The 20248-nt window shown below is 75.3% G+C and carries 17 protein-coding genes; 6 read left to right on the top strand and 11 right to left on the bottom strand.

The features are described 5' to 3' along the window. Window positions 1-17: 17 nt before the first annotated feature. Window positions 18-1313: an ABC transporter substrate-binding protein gene (locus P9841_RS11385; protein ID WP_283318798.1), complete on the bottom strand. Its 1296-nt coding sequence runs from the start codon at window positions 1311-1313 to the stop codon at window positions 18-20. A 282-nt stretch (window positions 1314-1595) separates the two neighbouring features. Between P9841_RS11385 and P9841_RS11380 the strand changes: the two genes are divergently transcribed. The 3 genes from P9841_RS11380 to P9841_RS11370 all read left to right on the top strand — a co-directional run bounded on the left by P9841_RS11380 (window position 1596) and on the right by P9841_RS11370 (window position 3205). After that, window positions 1596-2405, top strand: coding sequence for a DeoR/GlpR family DNA-binding transcription regulator (locus P9841_RS11380; RefSeq protein WP_283318797.1), 810 nt, complete (start codon window positions 1596-1598; stop codon window positions 2403-2405). 61 nt (window positions 2406-2466) lie between these two features. Then, window positions 2467-2949, top strand: coding sequence for an NUDIX hydrolase (locus P9841_RS11375; protein ID WP_283318796.1), 483 nt, complete (start codon window positions 2467-2469; stop codon window positions 2947-2949). Between the two features lie 58 nt (window positions 2950-3007). Further along, complete coding sequence (locus P9841_RS11370) at window positions 3008-3205, top strand: hypothetical protein (protein ID WP_283318795.1); 198 nt, start codon at window positions 3008-3010, stop codon at window positions 3203-3205. A gap of 4 nt (window positions 3206-3209) precedes the next feature. Here the strand turns inward: P9841_RS11370 and P9841_RS11365 are convergent, their stop codons facing one another. After that, window positions 3210-4685 (bottom strand): amidase, encoded by a 1476-nt coding sequence (locus P9841_RS11365; protein ID WP_283318794.1) that lies wholly within the window; start codon window positions 4683-4685, stop codon window positions 3210-3212. A 147-nt stretch (window positions 4686-4832) separates the two neighbouring features. Here P9841_RS11365 and P9841_RS11360 point away from each other — a divergent pair, with 147 nt between their 5' ends. Further along, window positions 4833-5795 carry an acetylxylan esterase gene (locus P9841_RS11360; protein ID WP_283318793.1) on the top strand — a complete coding sequence of 321 codons (963 nt, stop codon included), beginning with the start codon at window positions 4833-4835 and terminating at the stop codon, window positions 5793-5795. Window positions 5796-5852: 57 nt separating this feature from the next. Here P9841_RS11360 and P9841_RS11355 read toward each other — a convergent pair whose 3' ends face one another. The 5 genes from P9841_RS11355 to P9841_RS11335 all read right to left on the bottom strand — a co-directional run bounded on the left by P9841_RS11355 (window position 5853) and on the right by P9841_RS11335 (window position 13167). Continuing rightward, entirely contained in the window at window positions 5853-7427 is a 1575-nt protein-coding gene (locus P9841_RS11355; protein ID WP_283318792.1) for a glycoside hydrolase family 43 protein, read from the bottom strand. Beyond that, complete coding sequence (locus tag P9841_RS11350) at window positions 7424-9862, bottom strand: beta-xylosidase/alpha-l-arabinosidase (protein ID WP_502847522.1); 2439 nt, start codon at window positions 9860-9862, stop codon at window positions 7424-7426. The genes P9841_RS11355 and P9841_RS11350 overlap by 4 nt, the downstream gene beginning before the upstream one ends. 86 nt (window positions 9863-9948) lie before the next feature. Next, the gene (locus P9841_RS11345; RefSeq protein ID WP_283318791.1) at window positions 9949-10836 is read right to left on the bottom strand and encodes a carbohydrate ABC transporter permease; all 888 of its coding nucleotides are present in this window, start codon (window positions 10834-10836) and stop codon (window positions 9949-9951) included. Then, complete coding sequence (locus P9841_RS11340; RefSeq protein ID WP_283318790.1) at window positions 10836-11858, bottom strand: carbohydrate ABC transporter permease; 1023 nt, start codon at window positions 11856-11858, stop codon at window positions 10836-10838. The genes P9841_RS11345 and P9841_RS11340 overlap by 1 nt, the downstream gene beginning before the upstream one ends. A gap of 7 nt (window positions 11859-11865) precedes the next feature. After that, window positions 11866-13167 carry an extracellular solute-binding protein gene (locus P9841_RS11335; protein WP_283318789.1) on the bottom strand — a complete coding sequence of 434 codons (1302 nt, stop codon included), beginning with the start codon at window positions 13165-13167 and terminating at the stop codon, window positions 11866-11868. Between the two features lie 242 nt (window positions 13168-13409). Between P9841_RS11335 and P9841_RS11330 the strand changes: the two genes are divergently transcribed. Continuing rightward, entirely contained in the window at window positions 13410-14447 is a 1038-nt protein-coding gene (locus P9841_RS11330) for a LacI family DNA-binding transcriptional regulator (RefSeq protein ID WP_283318788.1), read from the top strand. Between the two features lie 44 nt (window positions 14448-14491). Continuing rightward, on the top strand, window positions 14492-15196 hold the full coding sequence (locus tag P9841_RS11325) for a DUF4232 domain-containing protein (protein WP_283318787.1): 705 nt from the start codon (window positions 14492-14494) through the stop codon (window positions 15194-15196). A gap of 94 nt (window positions 15197-15290) precedes the next feature. On the opposite strand, the gene P9841_RS11320 is transcribed toward P9841_RS11325, so the two are convergent. The 4 genes from P9841_RS11320 to P9841_RS11305 form a co-directional block, all read right to left on the bottom strand. Continuing rightward, window positions 15291-17210 (bottom strand): ABC transporter permease, encoded by a 1920-nt coding sequence (locus tag P9841_RS11320; protein ID WP_283318786.1) that lies wholly within the window; start codon window positions 17208-17210, stop codon window positions 15291-15293. 5 nt (window positions 17211-17215) lie between these two features. After that, a complete protein-coding gene (locus P9841_RS11315) occupies window positions 17216-18031 on the bottom strand; it encodes an ABC transporter ATP-binding protein (RefSeq protein WP_502847518.1) in 816 nt (271 codons plus the stop codon). Window positions 18032-18127: 96 nt separating this feature from the next. After that, entirely contained in the window at window positions 18128-18796 is a 669-nt protein-coding gene (locus P9841_RS11310) for a response regulator (protein WP_283318785.1), read from the bottom strand. Next, window positions 18793-20247, bottom strand: coding sequence for a sensor histidine kinase (locus P9841_RS11305; protein ID WP_283318784.1), 1455 nt, complete (start codon window positions 20245-20247; stop codon window positions 18793-18795). The genes P9841_RS11310 and P9841_RS11305 overlap by 4 nt, the downstream gene beginning before the upstream one ends. Window position 20248 lies beyond the last annotated feature (1 nt).

Genomic DNA, 20248 nt, shown 5'->3' with positions numbered 1-20248 from the left:
GTCGCTCTCGGGGTGGGTCAGAACTCGCTCTCCCACGACTTCTGGGCGGCGGTCAGGGCGTCGTCGACGCTCTGGTCCCCGTTCAGGGTCTTCTGGAGCTGCTCGCCGAGCTGGCGCATGAGCTCCTCGGCGACGGGCAGGCCGGTGAACTCGTTCGCCGGGTAGCCGTCCTGGTAGATCTCGAACGCGGTGGCGAACAGCTCGTTGTCCTCGACGAAGTCCGGCACGGACTCCGTGTTGCCGGGGAACGCGTTGGCGATGGACGACAGCTCGGCGTTCGTCTCCTCGCTCATGAGGAACTCGACGAGCTTCATCGCCTCGGCCTTGTGCTCCGAGTTCTCGGCGACGCCGATGCCCCAGGAGGCGTACGGGATGCCGCGCTCACCGGTGTACCCGTCCTCGGCCGGGATGGCGGAGATCGAGAAGCTGAGGTCGGGGTTCGACTCCTGGATCGTCGTGACGTGCGCCAGGGAGTCGATCATCATGCCGACGCGGCCGTTGGTGAACTCCTCGACCTTGTCCTGCTCCTTCATCGTGAAGGAGCCGGGGGCCACGACGCCCGCGTCCCAGAGGTCGGCGACGAACTGGATGCCGCTCTCGACGTCCGGGTTGTCCGTCAGCGCCGGCTGGCCGTCCTCCAGCATGGAGCCGCCGGACGCCCACACCCACGACATGACGTCGTTCTGCACGCCGTTGGGGGCCTCGAGCGAGAGCGGGAGGACCCAGCCGTAGGTGTTGTCGCCGAGCGCCGTGACCGCCTCCGCGGCGTCCGCGAACTCGCTGCGGGTGCTCGGCGGGGTGTCGACGCCGGCCTGGGACAGCAGGTCGTCGTTGCTGAACATCGGGTACACGAAGTTGACGACCGGGATCATGTACGTGCTGCCGTCCACCTGGACCTGGCTGACGAGCTGGCTGTCGTCGAACCCGTCCTCGGACATCAGCGCCGAGAGGTCCGCGATGGACCCCTGCTTCGCGAAGTCGTTGACCCAGGCGCCGTCGAGGCCGACGACGTCGGACATCGTGCCCGCGGCCGCGCCGGCGAGCACCTGCTCCTTGGTCGAGGCGTACGGGCCGCTCAGCAGCTCGACGGTGATGCCGGGGTTCTCCGACTCGAACTGGTCCATCAGCTCGCGGAACGCGCCGTCGGGGAGCTCGGGCTCCCACCACTGCGCGAACTCGATGGTGACGTCGCCCCCGGACGATCCCCCCTCTGCGGCGTCGCCGCCGCCGCTGCCGCACGCGGTGAGCAGCAGCGCCGCCGCGCCGACCACCGCCGTGCCGCCCAGGTACCGCATCCGAGCTCCGTTGCTCATGACTCTCCCTCCAGGGTTGCCGCTTCTTGCGGCTGAGTGCGCATCTCTGCGTGTTTGAGCACGGTAGTGCGGGGTTGTGCGGCCGTCAAGGGGTTCCGGCCCCGCATGGGGACGCACGCACGGCGGACCGCGGATGGGAGCGCGACCGCAGGCGGAGCGGGACCGATCCCCTCTCCGGCGGCCCGTCGGAGGCTCCGACGGGGTGCTGCACGGCCTGCGGTGCTGTGCGCGGCGAGCTGCGTTCTTCCTCCGGGCTGCGCGTTTTTGTGCTAGATATTTCGTATGTCGTCCTCCGACAGCACCCCCCGCCGCCTCCCCGCCGGGCGCAAGGCCGAGCTCGCCGCCTTCGTCGCCGACGCGGGCGAGGTCACGGTCGCGCAGCTCGCCGAGCGCTTCGAGGTGTCGGCGGACACGATCCGCCGGGACCTCGACCAGCTCGACGCCGACGGCGTGCTGGTCCGCACCCACGGCGGCGCGGTCGGGCTGTCCGCCGCCCCCCGCCCGAACACCGAGCTCGACGTGCGCATGCGCCTGCAGACCCAGGCCAAGGAGCAGATCGGCGCCCGCGCGGCCGAGCTCGTCCGCGACGGGCAGGCGGTGATCGTCAACGCCGGGACCACGACGCTCGCGCTCGTGCGCGCCCTGGCCGACCACCGCGACCTGACCGTGGCCACCAACAGCCTGCGCGGCGCCACCGAGCTCGACCCCAAGGTCTACCGCGACCTGTACGTGTTCGGGGGCAGCGTGCGCCTCATGGACCAGGCGACGCTCGGCCCCGTCCGGCTGCCCGCGTGGACGCACCAGCCGGAGGTCGACATCCGCTGCGACATCGCGCTGATCGGCGTCGGCGCGGTCTCCCCCGACGTCGGGTTCTCCACCAGCAACCTCGTGGAGGCCTCGATGATGGGCGAGATGATGGACCGCGCCGACAAGGTGGCGGTGCTCGCCGACTCCTCCAAGTTCAGCCGCCGGCTGTTCGCGCAGATCGCCGAGCTCGCCCGCGCCGACTACCTGGTCACGGACGCCCCGCCGCCCCCCGACCTCGCGCGGGCGCTCGCGGAGGCCGGCGTCGAGGTGCTCCTGCCGCGCTGAGCCCGCGCGCCGGGTGCAGGATCGGTGCCGTGCGAGGAACCCGCGACACCCCGGACCGCCCGTGACCGCCGCCGCGCGCACCAGCGCCGGCCTGCTGCTGCACCGCCGGGGGCCGGACGACGCGCTCCAGGTGCTCGTCGGGCACATGGGCGGGCCGTTCTGGGCGCGACGGCCCCGGTCCTGGACCGTGCCGAAGGGCGAGCCGCTGCCCGGCGAGGACCCGCTCGCGACCGCCCTGCGCGAGTTCGCGGAGGAGGTCGGCGTCCCCGCACCCCCGGGGGTGGACGTCGACCTCGGGGAGGTCCGCCAGCGCGCGGGCAAGGTCGTGCACCTGTGGGCGCGCGCCACGGGCCTGGACCTCGCCGCCTCCCGCGGGCCGGTCAGTCAGGTCACGGTGGAGTGGCCGCCCCGCAGCGGGCGGGAGGTCACGTTCCCGGAGCTGGACGAGCTGCGCTGGTACGGCCTCGACGAGGCGCGCGGGCTGCTGGTGGAGGCGCAGACCGCGTTCCTCGACCGCCTCGTCGACGTGGTCGCCGGGGGCTGACCGCCGGGCCGCCCCGCCCGTCCGGGGCGTGTCGGTGGTCGGTCGTACGGTGCTCGGCATGAGCAGCCGGCCGATCGACCACGACCGCCTGACCGAGGTCAGCGCGCGCTACTTCGCCGCGCGGCCGCCCCGCACCGCGGCGGAGCGGGTCGAGCACCAGCGGCTCGAGGTCGAGATGATCGAGGCGATGGGCCTGACCCGCGACGAGTTCGACCGGATGACGGCCGTCTACCGGGCGCGGCGCCGCGCGAGCTGACCGGTCACCAGGTCGGCGGTCGCCGATCCGGCCAGCGGAGCCGCTCCTCGAGCTGCGCCGCGAGCGCCAGCAGCACGTGCTCGCTCCCGGGGCGCCCCGCGAGCTGCACCCCCATCGGCAGCCCCGCCGGCGCGGCGTCGTCGGCGTCCGTCCACCGCACCGGCACCGTGATCGCGGGCAGCCCCGCGACGTTGAGCATCGAGGTGTACGGCGTGTACGCGCACTGCTGCGCGAAGCTCCGCTCCGGGTCCTCCGCGTCGTACCACCCGAGCGGCCGCGGGGTCATCGCCATCGCCGGCAGCAGCACCGCGTCGTAGCGCCCGACGCGCGTCACCATCGTGCGCTCGAACCGCGCGAGGTCCGCCAGCGCCTCCGCGAGCGCCCGCGCCGGCAGCGCGCGGCCCTGCTCCACCAGCCAGCGGCTGAGGGGCTCCAGCAGCGCGAGCCGCTCCGGGTCGTCGAGCGGCACCGCGGACGCGCCGGCCATCCACAGCGCGCGGAACGCGGGCGCGTAGCGCGGGTCGGGGTCCCAGCGCCCGGTGTCCTGGACGTCGTGCCCGAGCGCGCCCAGCGCGGCGACCGCGTCGTCCAGCGCGGCCACCGCCTCGGGCCCCGGCGCCACGTCGTACGCGTCCTGCCAGGCGCTGAACGTGCTGACGCCCACCCGGAACGCCGACCGCCCGTCCGGCGTCGCGCCGTGCAGCGCCGCCGCGAGGTACGACCCGGCCGGCCCGGCGGCGGTCCGCAGCGTGCGCGGGTGCGGCACCGCCCCGTCGGCGTCCCGCGGCAGCAGGCCCTCCAGCAGCAGCGCCGCGTCCGCCGTGGTCCGGGCGATCGGCCCGTGCACCACCAGACCGCCGAGCGACTCCACCCCGCCGCCGGCCGGCAGCAGGCCACGCGTCGGCTTCAGCCCCACCAGCCCGCACGCCGCCGCGGGGATCCGGATGGACCCGCCGCCGTCCGAGCCCGGCGCCACGGGCAGCAGGCCCGCCGCGACCGCCACCGCCGCGCCGCCGCTGGACCCGCCGGCGCTGCGCCCCGGGTCCCACGGGTTCCGGGCGGGCGGCCCGGTCAGCGGCTCGGTGGTCGCCGGGAACCCGAGCTCCGGCGCCGCGGTCTTCCCGAGCGACACCGCGCCGGCGGCGTCCAGCACCTGCGCGACGTCGCCGCTCACCTCGGGGACGTACCGGTGCGCACCGGCCCACGCCCGGGACCCGAACCCCGTCGGCACCCCCGCGCGGTCCCCCAGGTCCTTGTCCGCCAGCGGCAGCCCCCACAGCACCGCACCCGCCACCGGGCCGGCCGCCGCGAGCGCCGACGCCCGTGCCCGCGCGGCCTCCGGCGTGGTCGTCGCGAACGCGCCCAGGTCGCTCGCCGCCGCCCGCGCCAGGAAGTGGTCGGCGACCGCCACCGGGTCGAGGTCGCCGGCGCGCAGGCCGTCACGCAGGTCGAGGGCGGTCCGGTCGTGCAGCGCGGTCACCCGGCCAGCGTAGGCGGGGGCCGCGCCGTGGGCGGGCCCGGGGTGCCGTCCACGCGGATCGGCGGCCTCCTGGGTGTCTGACCTCGGACGTCACCGCCGCACCGATATCGTTCTCCCGTCCATGACGTCGTCGATGACGGGAGTGCCGTGTACCTGGACCTGGCCGAGCCGCAGCTGTGGGAGCACGTGTCCGCGCTGGTGGACCCGGAGGACTTCGACGCGTTCTGGGCGGGCACGCTCACCGAGAGCCGCGGGCGCGGCGCCGCGACGACGGTGGAGCCGGTGGCGACGCCGCTGACGACGGTCGAGCTGCACGACGTCACGTTCCCGGGCTTCGCGGGCGACCCCGTGCGCGCGTGGTACCGCCGCCCCGCCGGGGTGGACGGCCCGCTCCCGGTGGTCGTGCAGTACGTCGGCTACGGCGGCGGCCGCGGCGAGGTCACGGAGAACCTGCTGTGGGCCTCCGCGGGCTTCGCGCACCTGTACGTCGACAGCCGCGGCCAGGGCGCCGGCTGGAGCCGCGGCGCGACGCCGGACCCCTGGGGCACCGGCCCGCAGGTGCCGGGCGTGATGACGCGCGGCATCGAGGACCCGGCCACGTACTACTACCGCCGGCTGTTGACCGACGCGGTGCTCGCCGTGGACGCCGCCCGCGCCCTGCCGGGCGTCGACCCCGACCGGGTCGCGGTGGTGGGCGGCAGCCAGGGCGGCGCGATGGCGCTCGCGGCGGGCGCGCTGGCGGACGGCGTGGGCGCCGTCGTCGCGAACGTGCCGTTCCTGTGCGACATCGCGCGGGCGATCGGCATCACCGACGCCAAGCCGTTCTCGGAGGTCGTCGAGTACCTCGCGATCCACCGGGACGCCGCCGAGCAGGTGCTGCGCACGCTGTCCTACGTGGACGGCGTCGCGATGGCCCGCCGCGGCACCGCCCCCGCGCGGTTCTCGGTGGGCCTCATGGACCCCGTGGTGCCGCCGTCGACGGTCGTGGCGGCCCACCGCGAGTGGCAGGGCCCGAAGGAGCTGCGGGTCTGGCGCTACAACGGGCACGAGTCCGGCGGCCCGCAGGAGGACCTGGAGGCCGTCGAGTTCGTGCGGACCACGCTGGGCTGAGACACGAGGCGCGGCGCCCCGACCGGGACGCCGCGCCTCGTCGTCGTGCGGCAGCCGCTACCGCGGGTGGTCGAGCAGCACCTCGCGGACCCGCACCACCGACGTCGTCGGCCGGCCGCCGCTCGTCGCGTGCACCCCGAGCCACACGCCGAGGAACCCGCCGGTGGTCACCGAGTCGAGCCAGCGGGCGTCGGCGTGCCCGACGAGCACCGGCTCGGCGTCCCCGATCCCGGCGTGCAGGGCGTACTGCGTGCCGCGGGCGCGCAGCAGCAGCGTGACCGGGGCGCCCTCCGGCCCGGTGAGGGTCACCGAGCCCAGCTCGGTCTCGTCGTCGTCCGCACGGCGCACGAGCACGGCCCGCCGGGTGCCGTCCGGCTGCGCGGCGCCGACCGACAGCCGGACGTGGTGCCGCTCGGACTGCCGTGCCGCGAGGCCGGCCTCCTCGCCCTCGGCCAGGTCGGCCTCGAGCGTCACGCGCAGGTCGAGGTCGGTGCGCTGCTGGCGCAGGCCCAGGAACGCCGGCACCTCCACGTCGCCCAGACCCGCGGGGCGCACGGGCAGCAGCCACGCGTCACCGTCGGCGGTGGCGACCTCGGACGGCAGCGCGCGCACCGCGGTCCACCGGAGGTCACCGGCCGGGACGGGCCCGGGAGCGGCGGCCTGGACGACCCCGGGGGGCCAGGCGCCGGCGCCCGCCACCTCGACGTGGTCCGGCACGCGACCCAGGCCCGGCGCGAACACCGGCCAGCCGTCCTCCCACGTCACGGGCACGAGGAACGTCTCCCGCCCGAGCGGGTAGTGGTAGCCGCCGTAGGTCCGCATCGCGAGCGCGACCGCCCACCACGTGCCGTCGGCCGCCTCCAGCAGGTCCGCGTGCCCGACGCCCACGACGCCCGACCCGCGGCCCAGGTGCCGGTGCGTGAGGACCGGGTTGCCCCGGTTCCCGGTGTACGGGCCGGTGACGCGGTCGGCGCGCGCGACGCTGACGGCGTGGTGGAACTCGGTGCCGCCCTCCGCCGCGAGCAGGTAGTAGCCGTCGCCCACCCGGTACAGGTGCGGCCCCTCCGCCCAGACCGCGCCGCGGACGGCGCCGGACCACACGACGTGCTCCGGGCCGGTCAGGCGCAGCGTCTCCGTGTCGAGCTCGCGCACCCAGACCTCGGTCTGGTCGTGCCACTCGGGCTGCCGAGCCGGCCGGGTGCCGTGCACCCAGACGCGGCCGTCGTCGTCGAACAGGATCGACGGGTCGATGCCGTCCTCGTCCAGCCACACCGGGTCGGACCACGGGCCGGCCGGGTCGGTGGCGGTCACGAGGAAGTTGCCGCGGCCCGGCTCGCGGGTGGCCGCCGCCTGGTCCACGAGCGTGCAGATGACCCAGAACCGGCCGTCGTGGTGCCGGATCGTCGGGGCGTACAGGCCGGACGAGGACGCCAGGCCGGTGTAGTCGAGCTGCCCGGGGCGGTCGACGACGTGCCCGATCTGCTCCCAGCTCGCGAGGTCGCGGCTGTGGAACACCGGCAGCCCGGGCAGGTACTCGAACGTCGAGGTGACGAGGTAGTAGTCGTCCCCGACCCGGCAGACCGACGGGTCGGGGTAGCAGCCGGGCAGCAGCGGGTTGGGGACCGTCGTCACGGCGCGGTGACCTTGACCTCGACCACGCGCTGGTCGGCGCCGGTGATCTCGTGCACCCCGCCGGTGACGACGACCGTGCGCCGCGGCGTGGCGGTGCCCGGCAGCGCGCGCTCCTCGCGGCCGCGGCTGTTGCTGATCGCCCCGCCCGTCGTGTCGCCCAGCGCGTCCGGCGCGGACGCCTGGGAGTGGGACGCGACCCACACCTCGACGTCGCCGGGCTCGACCACCCGCACCATCCGGCGGTCCGTGAACGCCAGGCGCGTGGTCGGGACGCGGAACGTGATCCGGCGCGACTCGCCGGGCTCCAGGTCCACCCGCCCGTAGCCGAGCAGCTGCGCGACGGGCCGGACCAGCGAGGCGTGCACGTCGCGCCCGTAGAGCTGGACGGTCTCCGTGCCCGCGACGTCCCCGGTGTTGGTCACCGTGACCGCGGCCTCGAACGACGCGGCCGAGTCCACCGTGGCGTCGACGGCCAGGTCCGAGTAGGCGAAGGTCGTGTACGCCAGGCCGAACCCGAACGGCCGCACCGGCGTCGGGTCGGTCGACGTGACGTCGGACGGCCCGCCGAGCACCGGGTGCAGGTAGCGGTACGGCTGGGCGCCGGCCGCGCGCGGCAGCGACACGGGCAGCCGGCCGGACGGGTTCACGGCGCCGGTGAGCACGTCGGCGATCGCGTCGCCGCCGCCCTCGCCGGGGAAGAACGCCTGCACGACCGCCGCGGGACGCGGGCCGATGCCGTCGAGGGCCCAGCCGATCGCGTACGGCCGGCCGGTGAGCAGCACCATGACGACGGGCGTGCCGGTGGCGACCAGGTCGGCCACGAGGGCGCGCTGCACGCCGGGCAGCTCGAGCGACTCGACGTCGTTGCCCTCGCCGACCGTGCCGCGCCCGAACAGGCCCGCCTGGTCGCCGACGACGACCACGGCCACGTCCGCGTCCGCCACCGCGGCGACCGCCTCCGCGAAGCCGGACCGGTCGTCGCCCTCGACGGTGCAGCCCTCGGCGGTGACGACCGAGGTGCCCTCCGGGAGCGCGGCCAGCAGCGCCTCCTGGACGCTGCGGATCTCGAAGCCGACCGGCAGGCCCGGGTGGTGCGCGAGCACGTGGTTGGCGAACGAGTAGCAGCCCATGAGCGCCTCGGGCCGGGCCGCGTTCGGGCCCACGACGGCGACGCGCGCCGGCCGGGCCAGCGGCAGCACGCCGTCGTTGGCGAGCAGCACCACGGACTCCTCGGCGAGGCGTCGCGCCAGCTCGCGCTGCCGCGGGGAGTCCAGGTCGATCTCGGCCGGCGGCTCGTCCTCGAACGCCTCGGGGTCGAGCAGCCCGAGCTCCTCCTTCTGGGCGAGCGCGCGCAGCACGGCGCGGTCCACGAGCGCCTCGTCCACCTCGCCGGAGCGGATCCGGTCCGCGAGCTCGAGGAACGCGTCCCCGGTGGGCAGCTCGATGTCGAGGCCGGCCTCGAGCGCCAGCGCGGCCGCCTCGCCGCGGTCGGCGGCGATCCGGTGCATGACCTCGAGGAACGCCACGGCGAAGTAGTCGGCGACGACGACGCCGTCGAAGCCCCACTCCTCGCGCAGCACCTGCGTCAGGTACTCGGTGCTCGCCGCGAGCGGGACGCCGTCGATGTCGACGTACGCGTTCATCACCGAGCGCGCGCCGCCGTCGCGGACCGCCATCTCGAACGGCGGCAGGTAGACGTCCGCGATCTCGCGGGGGCCGGCCTCGACCGGCGCGTGGTTGCGCCCCGCCGTGGAGGCGGAGTAGCCCACGAAGTGCTTGAGCGTCGCGTGCACGCCGGCCTCCTGGAGGCCGCGGACGTACGCGGTGCCGACGGTGCCGACCAGGTACGGGTCCTCGCCGATGCACTCGTCGACGCGGCCCCAGCGCGGGTCGCCGACGACGTCGAGCACGGGGGCGAGGCCCTGGTGGATACCGAGCTCGCGCATCGAGTCGCCGATCGCGCGGGCGGCCTCCTGCACCAGGTCCGGGTCGAACGACGCGCCCCAGGCGAGCGGCGTCGGGTAGGTGGCGGCCTTCCACGCCGCGAGGCCCGTGAGGCACTCCTCGTGGACCAGCGCGGGGATGCCGAGCCGGGTCTCGCGCTTGAGGCGACGCTGCTCGGCCCACAGCCAGGCCGCGCGCTCCGCCGGCTCCACCGGGCGGGTGCCGTACACGCGGGTGTAGTGCCCCAGGCCGTGGCGGGTGATCTCGGGGAGCTGGCCGGAGTCCTTCTGGCCGGCGGCCATCTCGGACTGCATCGGCGCGACGGTGCCGTTCTGGTCGAGCCAGTAGCCCACCAGCTGGGCGAGCTTCTCCTCCAGCGTCATCCGGGCGTGCAGGTCGCGCACGCGGTCCGAGACGACGGGCCAGGCGGGCAGGGCGGGGAGCGACGGGGCCACGCGTCCTGCGGGGCGGTCGGCGATGTGGTCGGACACGCGGAGGTGCTCCTAGAGAGAAGGACGTGCGAGGGGGGCGGGCCCGGTGCCCCGGCAGCCGCGCGGCCGCCGGGGCACCGGTGGCCTCAGCCCTTGACGGCGCCGGTGAGCCCGCCGACGATCCGCCGCTCGAACAGCGAGAAGAAGATCAGCGCGGGGATCATGGACAGCGACGTGAACGCCAGCACCCGGGCGGTGTCGACGGAGTACTGCGAGGCGAACGACTGCACACCCAGCGGCAGGGTGTACATGGACTCGTCGTTCAGGATGAACAGCGGCAGCATGTAGCTGTTCCAGCTCGCGATGAACGCGAGGATGCCGACGGTGACGACGCCCGGCACGGACAGCGGCACCACCATCCGGAAGAAGAACCCGAGCCGGCTCGCGCCGTCGATGGCGGCGGCCTCCTCCAGCTCCTTCGGGATGGCCCGCAGGAACGGCACCAGGATGATGATCGTCGTCGGCAGCGCGAAGGCGATCTGCGGCAGGATGATGCCGGCCAGGCTGTTCATGAGGCCGAGGCTCTTGATCATGATGTACAGCGGCGTGATGGCCACCGTCATCGGGAACATGAGGCCCGCGGCGAACAGGGAGTACATCGCGCCGCGCCCGAGGAAGTCGTACCGGGCGAGCACGAAGCTGGCCATCACCCCGAGCACGACCACGCCGATGGTGGTCGCGATCGCCGTGATCGCGGAGTTGCCGGCCTGCTGCCAGAACAGCGAGCTGCCCAGCACGTCGACGTAGTTGCCGAACTCCCACGTCGAGGGGAAGCCCGACGGGTCCTGCGTGATCTGCGAGTTCGTCCGCAGGCCGCCCAGGATGATGTACAGCACCGGGGCGATGCACACCCCGACCAGGGCCCACGCGACGACGTAGACCATCGGGTTGACGCGGTCCAGCGACTTCCCGCGGCGCCGCGGGGCGGGGCCGGGAGCGGCGACGGGCGACGCCTGCACGGCGGTGGCGGCCATCACTTCTTCCTCTCCGTGAGCGCGCCCTCGGTGTCACGCCGGAGCACGAAGCGCTGGTAGGTCAGCGCGATGACCAGCGAGATGAGGAACAGCACGACCGCGACCGCGTTGCCGAAGCCGTAGTTCCCGGCGTTCCGGCCGTTGAGCACCATGTACGTGGCCATCGTCGACGTCCCCGCCGTGGCGGACACGTACTGGCCCCAGATGATGTAGACGAGGTCGAACAGCTGCAGCGAGCCGATGATCGACAGGAACGCCCAGATCCGGATGGTCGGGCCGAGCAGCGGGAGCGTGATGCTGCGCTGCGCCTGCCAGTAGGACGCGCCGTCGATGGCGGCGGCCTCGTGGAGCTCCTCGGGGATCGACTGCAGGCCGGCGAGGAACAGGATCACCGCGAAGCCGATGTACTTCCAGGTGATGATGATCATCAGCGACCAGATGGCGATCTTCGGGTCGGACAGCCAGTCGACGGCCCAGCCCGAGAGGCCGATCTTGCCGAGCAGGTCGTTCACGGCGCCGCTGGTCTGGAGCATGAGGCTCCAGCCGGTGCCGACGATGACCTCGGAGATCACGTACGGGACGAAGATCAGCACGCGGATCAGCGACCGCCCGCGGATCTTGCGGTTGAGCAGCAGCGCCAGGATGACGGCTGCGGGACCCTGCATGACGAGCGACATGACGACGATGAAGCCGTTGTGCCGCAGGGCGTCGATGAAGGTCGGGTCCTGGAAGATCGTGAGGTAGTTCTGCAGCCCGACGAAGTCGGTCGGAGGGCCGTAGCCCTTCCACTTGAAGAACCCGTAGTAGGCGGCCATGACGACCGGGAAGATCACGAACGCCAGGAAGATCAGGATGGCGGGGCCGGTCAGGAGGGTGACCTCGAGCCGCTGACGCCAGCTCCCCCTCTTCCGGCGCCGCGGCCGGGGGGCCGGGGACGGCGCCGTGACGGCACCGTCCCCGACACCCGAGCGACCCTCGGGCGACGTCGTGACCAGCGGGCCCACGCCCTGCGAGTCGCTCATGATCCAGCTACTCCTTGGCCGCCGCGGCGTTGACCGTCTCGACGATCGCGTCGGGGCTGCCGTTGCCCGCCAGCATGTCGACGACGCTGGTGTTCAGCGCGTTGCCGACGTTCTGGCCGAACAGGGTGTCGAGCCACACCGACACGTAGGCCGCGTCGTTGTAGGCCGCGAGGACGTCCTGCAGGGCCGGGTCGGTGACGACGCCCTGCGCCTCCTTGCTCGCCGGCAGGGTGACGAACGCCTTGGCGTAGTTCTCCTGGTACTCCTTCTGAGCGGCGAAGTTCAGGAAGTCCGCGCACTCGGCCGGGGCGTCCACGTAGCAGCTGAAGCCGTCGACGCCACCCATCATGGCGCTCGGGTCGCCCTTGCCGCCGTCGACCGCCGGGAAGGGGAACCAGCCGAGGTCGGCCAGCGGCTTCTGGTCCGGGGTCAGCGAGGCGATGACGCCCGGGTCCCAGGCGCCCATGAGCTCCATGGCGGCCTGGTGGTTGGCGACGAGACCGGCCGACGAGCCGGCGCCCTGCTGCGCGGAGGTGGTGAGGAAGCCGTTGTTGAACGGCTCGGTGCCCGCGAAGTCCTGCAGGTCCTGACCGGCCTTGGTCCAGCACTCGTCGTCGAAGCTCATGTCCGCGGCGGCCTGGGCCATCGTGTCCGCGGAGCACTCGCGCAGCGCGAAGAAGTAGTACCAGTGAGCGGCGGGCCACGCGTCCTTGGCGCCCAGCGCGATCGGCTGGATGCCGGCGGCCTTGAGCTTGTCGACGGCGTCGTTCAGCTCGTCCATCGTGGTCGGCGTCTCGGTGATGCCGGCCTGCTCGAACAGGTCCTTGCTGTAGTACAGGCCGCCGGGGAGGACGGCCGTCGGGACGCCGTAGGTCTTGCCGTCGATCGAGAACGCCGACAGCGACGCCTCGCCGAGCGCCGACTTGGTCTCGTCGGTGAGCTTGTCGGTGAGGTCCATGGCCTGGCCCGCCTCGACCACGTCGGCGAGCTTGCCGCCGCCGCGCGCCATGAAGATGTCCGGCGCGTCGCCGGAGTTCAGGGCGGTCTGGAGCTTGCCGTCCATGTCCTCGTTCTGGATGGACTGGATCGTGATCGTGACGTTCGGGTTGGCCTCCTCGAACGCGGCGACCGTGTCCTCCCAGTACGCCTTGCCGTCACCGGTCGTGGAGTTGTGCCAGAAGGTCAGCTCGACCTTCCCGTCACCGCCCCCGTCGTTGGACCCGGAGTCGTCACCACCGCCACAGGCGGCCAGGCCCATGGCTCCCACGACCACCGCGGCCGCGACCGCGAGTGTCTTGCGTGCCTTCATGAGATCTGTCCTCTTCGTTGAGTTGACCGGAGGTCCTCCCCGGTGGGTCGGACCCGATGTGCCGCCAGGCGTCAGCCCACCGGCTGCTTCCCTTCGGCCTCGCCGACGCCGACTGGTGCGCCAGTGCTCACGTCGGGCCTCCCTCGTCATCGCTGACCGGACTGCACGAGGGACTCTCGCAGGCGGCAAACCACCGTGTCAACCGTTGTCGATAACGTTTTAGCAACCGTAGGATGTCGGCCATGGCACGCCGGGTGACGATCACGGACGTCGCCCACGAGGCCGGTGTCTCCGTGGCGACCGTCTCCAAGGTGATCAACGGGAGGGACGGGATCGCGCTGGCGACGGCGACCCACGTCCAGGAGGTCGTGGACCGCCTCGGGTACGAGTCGAGCCTCGTCGCGCGCGGCATGCGGTCGCACCGCACGTTCGCCGTCGGGGTGCTCGTCGCGGAGTTCGAGCCGTTCTCCACCGAGATCCTCAAGGGCGTCGGCGCGGCGCTCGCCCACACCGACTACGCGCTGCTCGCCTACACCGGCGGGGGCGCCGGACGGGCCGGCTGGGAGCGCCGCTACCTCTCGCGGCTGAGCGGCACGCTGATCGACGGCGCCATCCTCGTGACGCCCACCGTGGTCGACCCGGACGCGCCGGTCCCGGTGGTCGCCGTCGACCCGCACGCCGGCCCGGGCGCGATGCCGACGGTCGACTCCGACAACCTCGAGGGCGCGATGCTCGCCGTGCGCCACCTGCTCGGGCTGGGGCACCGGCGGATCGGGTTCCTCGGCGGCCGCCGCGACCTGGAGTCGTCCGCGCTGCGCGAGGCCGGCTACGTCCAGGCGCTCATGGACGCCGGCGTGACGCCCGACGCCGACCTCATGCACGTCGCGGAGTACCGGCGCGGCGCCGCGTACGAGGCGACGGCCGCGATGCTCGCCCTGCCCGACCCGCCCACGGCCGTGTTCGCCGCCAACGACGTCTCCGCGATGGGCATCCTCGACGCCGCCGCCCGGCTCGGCGTCCGGGTGCCGGACCAGCTGTCGGTCGTGGGGTTCGACGACATCCCGGAGTCGGCCTCGACCACGCCGCCGCTGACGACGGTCCGGCAGGAGATCCAGCAGCTCGGCTCCACGGCCGTGCAGCTGCTGCTCGCCGCGCTGCCCGGCGGTGCCGGGGCGCAGGACGAGCCGGGCGGGACGCAGCCCGGTGCGCGCGGGCGCGCCGTGCACGAGCGGCTGCCCACCTCGCTGGTGGTGCGCGGCACGACGGCGCCGCGGCGCTGACCCGCCGACCTGCGCCCCCGGCGCGGGGAGCGCAAGATGGCTGTGTGATACAGCAACATGTTCGCCGCACCGTCCTGACCTCCACCGCGCTGGCCGCCGGGCTCGTGACCCTGCTCGCCGGCTGCGGGTCCTCCGGCGACACCGCCGCGCCCACCGCGCCGCCGCCCGCCACCACCACGACGCCCGGCACGCCGGCCCCCGGCGACGACGCCACGACGCCCGGCGCGGGCGCGACCGGTGGTGCGGACGCCGGCGGCGGGACGGCCGGCGAGGGCCCCGGCGGCTCGTCCGGCGACGAGGGCGCGGGCGACGGGCTGGAGCTCGCGCGCTGCGCGACCGGCGACCTCGAGCTGTCCGTCGCCGACCAGGACGCCGCCGCCGGCAGCCGGCACGTCGACCTCGTCCTCACCAACACCGGGGACGACGCCTGCTGGCTCCAGGGCTGGCCGGGCGTGTCGTTCGTCGGCGGCGGGGACGGCGAGCAGGTCGGCGCGTCCGCGACGCTCGACCGGTCGAGCGTCCACGACACGGTGACGCTGGACCCCGGCGGCACCGCGCACGCTCCCCTGACCGTCTCCGTCGCGCAGAACTACCCCGCCGAGTCGTGCTCGCCGGTGCAGCCCGACGGGTTCCGCGTCTACCCGCCCGGGTCCACCGAGTCGCTCTACGTCCCCGACGCCGGCCTCGAGGCCTGCGCGAGCACCGACGTGACGCTGCTGACCGTCCAGGCGCTGCAGCCCGGCAGCTGACGACGACGCCCGGCCAGGACGCGGTGCGCGTCGCCGGCCGGGCGCGGGGCGGGTGCGGGTGAGACCGGGGCGGGCGCGGGTGGCTCAGCCGGGGTCAGGCCCGCGCCGCCGGGGTCGCGCCCCGCACGCCCCGCACGGCCGCGGCGACGGGCACGACCACCCCGATCGCCACCACGGCGACGGCCAGCCCCGCGAGCACGCCGACGTCCAGCACGGGCAGCGGGCTGCCGAGCAGGCCCTGGCCGACGCCCACCAGGGCGGGCAGCACGCACGCCACGCCGACCGCGAGCGCCGTGAGCGTGGTCAGGCCGGACTCCACGGTCACCATGCCGAGCAGCTGCCGGCGGGTGGCCCCCGTGCGGCGCAGCAGCGCCAGCTCGGGCGCCCGGGACCGCACGAGCAGCACCAGCGTGTTCGCCGCCGCGACCGCCACGAACGCCAGCAGCGCGAGCAGCAGCCAGGTGGACAGGCCCTGCTCCCCCGCGGCGGCGTTCCGCACCTGGGCCGCGTAGCCGGCGGCGTCCGTGACCGCGAGGCCCGCGGCCCCCAGCTCGGCGCGCACCGCCGGTGCCGCGCCGGGAGCGGTGAGACGCACGAGCACCGCCCCGCCGGCCGTCTCGGTTCCGGTCGCCGCGGCGTCCGCCGCGACCCGCTCGCCCACCAGGTAGTCGCCGAGGCCGAGTCCCCGGTCGTACAGCGCGACCACCGTGAGCTGCCGTTCCTGCCCGCCGATCCGGACCAGCACCTGCCCGCCCACCCCGGGGCCGCCGACGGCCGCCTCGCGGCTCAGCGCGATCGTGCCGTCGTCCGCCAGGCCGGCCAGGTCGCCCGCCCGGACGTCCGGGTCGAGCAGGCCGGCCTGCGCCGGGACGGTGCGCAGGGTGGTCGGCTCCCAGCCCAGCGCGTCCAGGAACGGCAGGTCCTCGTCGGGCTCGTCGACCATGACCTGCGCGGGCACGAGCGTCGTCGCCGCGGCGTCGGCCACGCCCGGGAGGGCGGCGACGCGGGCGGCGGCGTCGGCCACGTCCGGCCGGTCGGGCACCACGAGGTCCGCGGTGACGCCCTCGCGCACCTGCCGCTCCGCCGCCTCGACGACGCCCGCGTTGACGCCGGACTGCACGGTGCCGAGCGCCAGCAGCAGCGCGAGCGGCACGATCGCCCCGGTGAGGCGCCGCGAGAAGCCCCGGGCGTTCGCCAGCGCCAGCGTGGTCACGGCGCCGCGCCGCCCCAGCGCGAGGCCGCGGCGGGCCGCCCAGCCCACCAGCAGCGGGCCCGCCAGCGCGGCGGACGTGATGAGCAGGAACGCGGACGTCGTCGCCGCCGCGCTGCCCATCAGCCCGGGCAGCACGAACGGCACGCCGGCGGCGGCCAGCCCCACCGCCGCGAGCACGAGGGCCGTCAGACGGCGCCCCCGCGACAGCCCCGACCGCTCCACCGCCGAGCGCTGCAGCGCGGTCGCCGGGCTGAGGCGCGCGCTCTCCCGGGCGGCGACCCGGGCCGCGAGCAGCGCCGTCGGCACCAGCAGGGCGAGCGTCGCGAGCACGGGCCACGGCGACAGGGTCATGGCGAAGCCCTCGGGCACCACGCCCCCGGCCCGCAGCACCCCGGTCAGCCGCGGCGCGAGGAGCAGGCCCGGCACCGTGCCGAGCGGCGCCGCGACCGCGAACACCAGCAGCACCTCGGCGGTGATCGACGACCGGACCTGGGCGGTCGTGGCGCCGATGGCGCGCAGCAGCGCGAACTCGCGGGACCGCGGCCGCAGCGCGCCCGCGAACGTCGACGCGACCACCAGCAGGGCGATCAGCACGGCGGTGCCCGCGAAGGAGGACGCCACCGCCAGCAGCATCGCGGCCGACGGGTCGGCCTGCGCGCCGGGTGACGCCGACAGCCGGAGGCCCGCCTCGACCCACGCCCCGGTCGCGGTCAGCAGGGCCGCGGCCAGGACGACGACGAGCGCGCTGCCGGCGAGGCCCGCACGGTGGACCCGCACGGCGGACAGGGCGGAGGACCACATGCCGCTCACCGCCCGAGCCCGAGCATGCGGTCGGTGACCTGCTCGACCGTGGGCTCGTCCAGGTGGCCGACCACGAGGCCGTCGGCCAGGAACAGCACCCGGTCCGCCGTGGCGGCCACGCGGGCGTCGTGCGTCACCAGGACGAGGGTCTGGTGCAGCGTGGCCGCCGTCGTGCGCAGCACGTCGAGCACCTGGGCGCCCGTGTGCGAGTCGAGCGCCCCGGTGGGCTCGTCCGCGAAGACCACCGCCGGCCGCGTGATGAGCGCCCGGGCGATCGCGACGCGCTGCGCCTGACCGCCGGACAGCTCGCCCGGCAGGCGGTCCTCCATCCCCTCCAGCCCGACGGCCGCCATGAGGTAGCGGCGCAGGTGCGGGTCCGGCGCGCGCCCGCCGAGCTGCAGCGGCAGCGCGACGTTCTCGGCGACCGTGAGGTGCCCGACCAGGTTGTACGACTGGAACACGAACCCGATGCGCTCCCGGCGCAGCCGCGTGACGGCGTCCGGGGACAGGGCGGTCAGGTCGTCGCCGCCGACCAGCACCTGCCCGCTGGTCGGGCGGTCCAGACCGGCTGCGCAGTTCAGCAGCGTGGACTTGCCGGACCCGGACGGCCCCATGATCGCGGTGGCCGACCCGGGCGGCAGCGCCAGGGAGACGCCCGCGAGCGCCTCGACGGTGCCGCGGCCGCTGGGGTAGGACCGGCGCACCTGCACCAGCCGGACGGCCGGTTCGGTGCCCGCGACGGGCTGCTCGGTGGTGGGTGCGGGGAGCGTCACGGTGTCCTCCGGGGGTCGACGCGAGGGGTCCTTCTTCTCGCTCGCCACGCTAGGAACCGGCCACCGTCGCCCTCCAGACGCGCAGGACGCAACTGCGCCGCCTGCATCCTCCGATGCAGGCCGTGCCCCCCGGGGCGGACCCCCTTACGGGCCCGGCACCGCCACGACGCGGTTCTGGTACGCCCACACCACGGCCTGCAGCCGCGAGCGCACGCCCAGCTTCGGCATCATCCGCGCCAGGTGCGACTTCACCGTCGACACCTCGACGACCAGCGTCGCGGCGATCTCCTCGTTCGACATGCCCTGCGCCAGCAGCTGGAGGATCTCCCGCTCCCGCGCCGTCAGCACGTCGGCCCCGCGCTCCACGGTCACCGGCTGCAGCCGCCGGCGCCCGGCGAACTCCCGCAGCACGCGGTGCGTCAGCGCCTGGTCGAGCGTCCCGAGCCCCGCCGCGACCTGCCGCACCGCGTGCACGATCGTCTCCGGCTCCGCGTCCTTCAGCAGGAACCCCGACGCGCCGGCCTCCAGCGCCCCGAAGACGTACTCGTCGAGATCGAACGTCGTCAGCACGAGCACCGGCACCGGGTGCTCGGCGTCCGGGCCGCACAGCTCCCGCGCGACGGAGATCCCGTCCCGCCCCGGCATCCGCACGTCCAGGCACACGACGTCCGGGGCGGTGCTGCGGGCCAGCGCCAGGGCCTCGACGCCGTCAGCGGCCGCGCCCACGACCTCGAGGTCCGGCTCGGCGTCGATCAGGGCGGTGAGGCCGGCTCGGACGAGGGGCTGGTCGTCGGCGACGAGGACGCGGGTCATGGGGCGGCTCCGGTGGCGGGCGGGACGGTGCGGGGGGTGGGCGCGGCGGTGCCGCTCCCGGGGTCGGGTGCGGGGTCGGGTGCGGGGTCGGGTGCCCGGCCGGGGGGCGGCGCTCCCGTGGGCGAAGCACCGACGGGCTCCGTGCCGGGCCGCTCGCGGGGCTCCCGGGGCAGCGTCAGCCGCACCTCCCACCCTCCGTCCGGCGTCGGACCGCGCCGCAGGGTCGCCCCGACCAGGTCGGCCCGCTCCCGCATCCCCCGCAGCCCGTGCCCGCGGTCGGCCCGCTCGGCCGGCGCCGGCACGAGCGCGGGGGGGTCGTTGCGGACCGCGACCACCACGGCGGCGGCCCCGCGGTCGTCGACCGTCACCCGGCAGGCCGCCCCGGGCGCGTGGGAGCGGGCGTTCGCCAGCGCCTCCTGGACCATCCGGTACGCGGTGAGCTGCCCGAGCGGACCGACGCCCTCGCCCAGCTCCCCGTCGGCGCCCTCGGGGCGGAGCACCTCGACCGTCGTCGGCGCCCCGGCCACCGCGCCCGCAGCCGCGACCAGCCCCGGGACGGCCGCCAGGGACGCCGCCTCGGTCTCCGCGGGGTCGTCCGCGCGCAGCAGCCCGACCAGCCGCCGCAGGTCCTGCAGCACCACGCGGCTCTGGTCCCGGACCGCCCGCACCCCCTCGTGGGCCGCGGCGGGGTCGGTGTCGATCTGCCGGTCGATCGCCGAGGCCATGAGCGCGATGCCGGACAGGTGGTGCGCCGCGATGTCGTGCAGCTCGCGGGCCATCGCCGTCCGCTCGGTGGCGACCGCCGTGCGCACCAGGGCGTCGCGCTCGCGGGCCAGCGCGCGGAGCTCACCGGCCTGCGCCTCGCGGACGGCCCGCCGGGACGCCACGACCAGCGCGGTCCCGAGCGGCAGCGCCACCAGGAGCACGGCCTGTCCGAGGGCCGCCGCCAGCAGCAGGGGGACGCTGCCCGTGACGCCGGTGCCCCGGAGCGCCCCGTCGGCGGTGAGCAGCGCGAGCACGACGGGCAGCACCCCGCGCAGCCGCGCGAACGGCACCGCGACAGCCGCCCGGTACACCGCGACCAGCACCGCCAGGCCCGTCAGCCCGCCGGCCCCGGCACCCGCCGCGAGCGCCGCCACCACCGCCGCTGCCGACACCGCGAGCAGGACCGCGCGCGGCCGGGACCGCACCCACGCCAGCGCGACCGCCTGCCCGGCGAGCGCGAGGAGCACCAGCCACCAGCCGACCGATCCCGCCGGCACGTCCGCCGGCACTGCCGCGTCCGCGGCGGGGTCGGTGTCGAGCCGCGCCAGCAGCGGCAGCGCCAGCAGCCCCGCGACCGCGACCGCCCCGGTGACCGCCGCGGCCACGACGTCGCCGCGCGACGGCCGCCGCCCGGCGGCGTGCGGCGGCGTCCGCCCGACGGCGCCCGGCGCGGGCGAGGTCACCATC

The sequence above is a fragment of the Cellulomonas sp. ES6 genome, from assembly GCF_030053835.1.
In the GTDB taxonomy this organism is placed as follows: Bacteria; Actinomycetota; Actinomycetes; order Actinomycetales; family Cellulomonadaceae; genus Cellulomonas.
The sequence above is the reverse complement of the archived record's forward strand: the minus strand, read 5'-3'. Positions and strand labels throughout refer to the sequence as shown.

Excerpts from the sequence above, each read along its gene's own strand:
- P9841_RS11340 (WP_283318790.1), bottom strand. The coding sequence starts at position 11,858 with ATGAGCGACTCGCAGGGCGTGGGCCCGCTGGTCACGACGTCGCCCGAG.
- P9841_RS11305 (WP_283318784.1), bottom strand. The coding sequence starts at position 20,247 with ATGGTGACCTCGCCCGCGCCGGGCGCCGTCGGGCGGACGCCGCCGCAC.
- P9841_RS11320 (WP_283318786.1), bottom strand. The coding sequence starts at position 17,210 with ATGTGGTCCTCCGCCCTGTCCGCCGTGCGGGTCCACCGTGCGGGCCTC.
- P9841_RS11310 (WP_283318785.1), bottom strand. The coding sequence starts at position 18,796 with ATGACCCGCGTCCTCGTCGCCGACGACCAGCCCCTCGTCCGAGCCGGC.
- P9841_RS11370 (WP_283318795.1), top strand. The coding sequence starts at position 3,008 with ATGAGCAGCCGGCCGATCGACCACGACCGCCTGACCGAGGTCAGCGCG.
- P9841_RS11345 (WP_283318791.1), bottom strand. The coding sequence starts at position 10,836 with ATGGCCGCCACCGCCGTGCAGGCGTCGCCCGTCGCCGCTCCCGGCCCC.
- P9841_RS11335 (WP_283318789.1), bottom strand. The coding sequence starts at position 13,167 with ATGAAGGCACGCAAGACACTCGCGGTCGCGGCCGCGGTGGTCGTGGGA.
- P9841_RS11380 (WP_283318797.1), top strand. The coding sequence starts at position 1,596 with ATGTCGTCCTCCGACAGCACCCCCCGCCGCCTCCCCGCCGGGCGCAAG.
- P9841_RS11385 (WP_283318798.1), bottom strand. The coding sequence starts at position 1,313 with ATGAGCAACGGAGCTCGGATGCGGTACCTGGGCGGCACGGCGGTGGTC.
- P9841_RS11330 (WP_283318788.1), top strand. The coding sequence starts at position 13,410 with ATGGCACGCCGGGTGACGATCACGGACGTCGCCCACGAGGCCGGTGTC.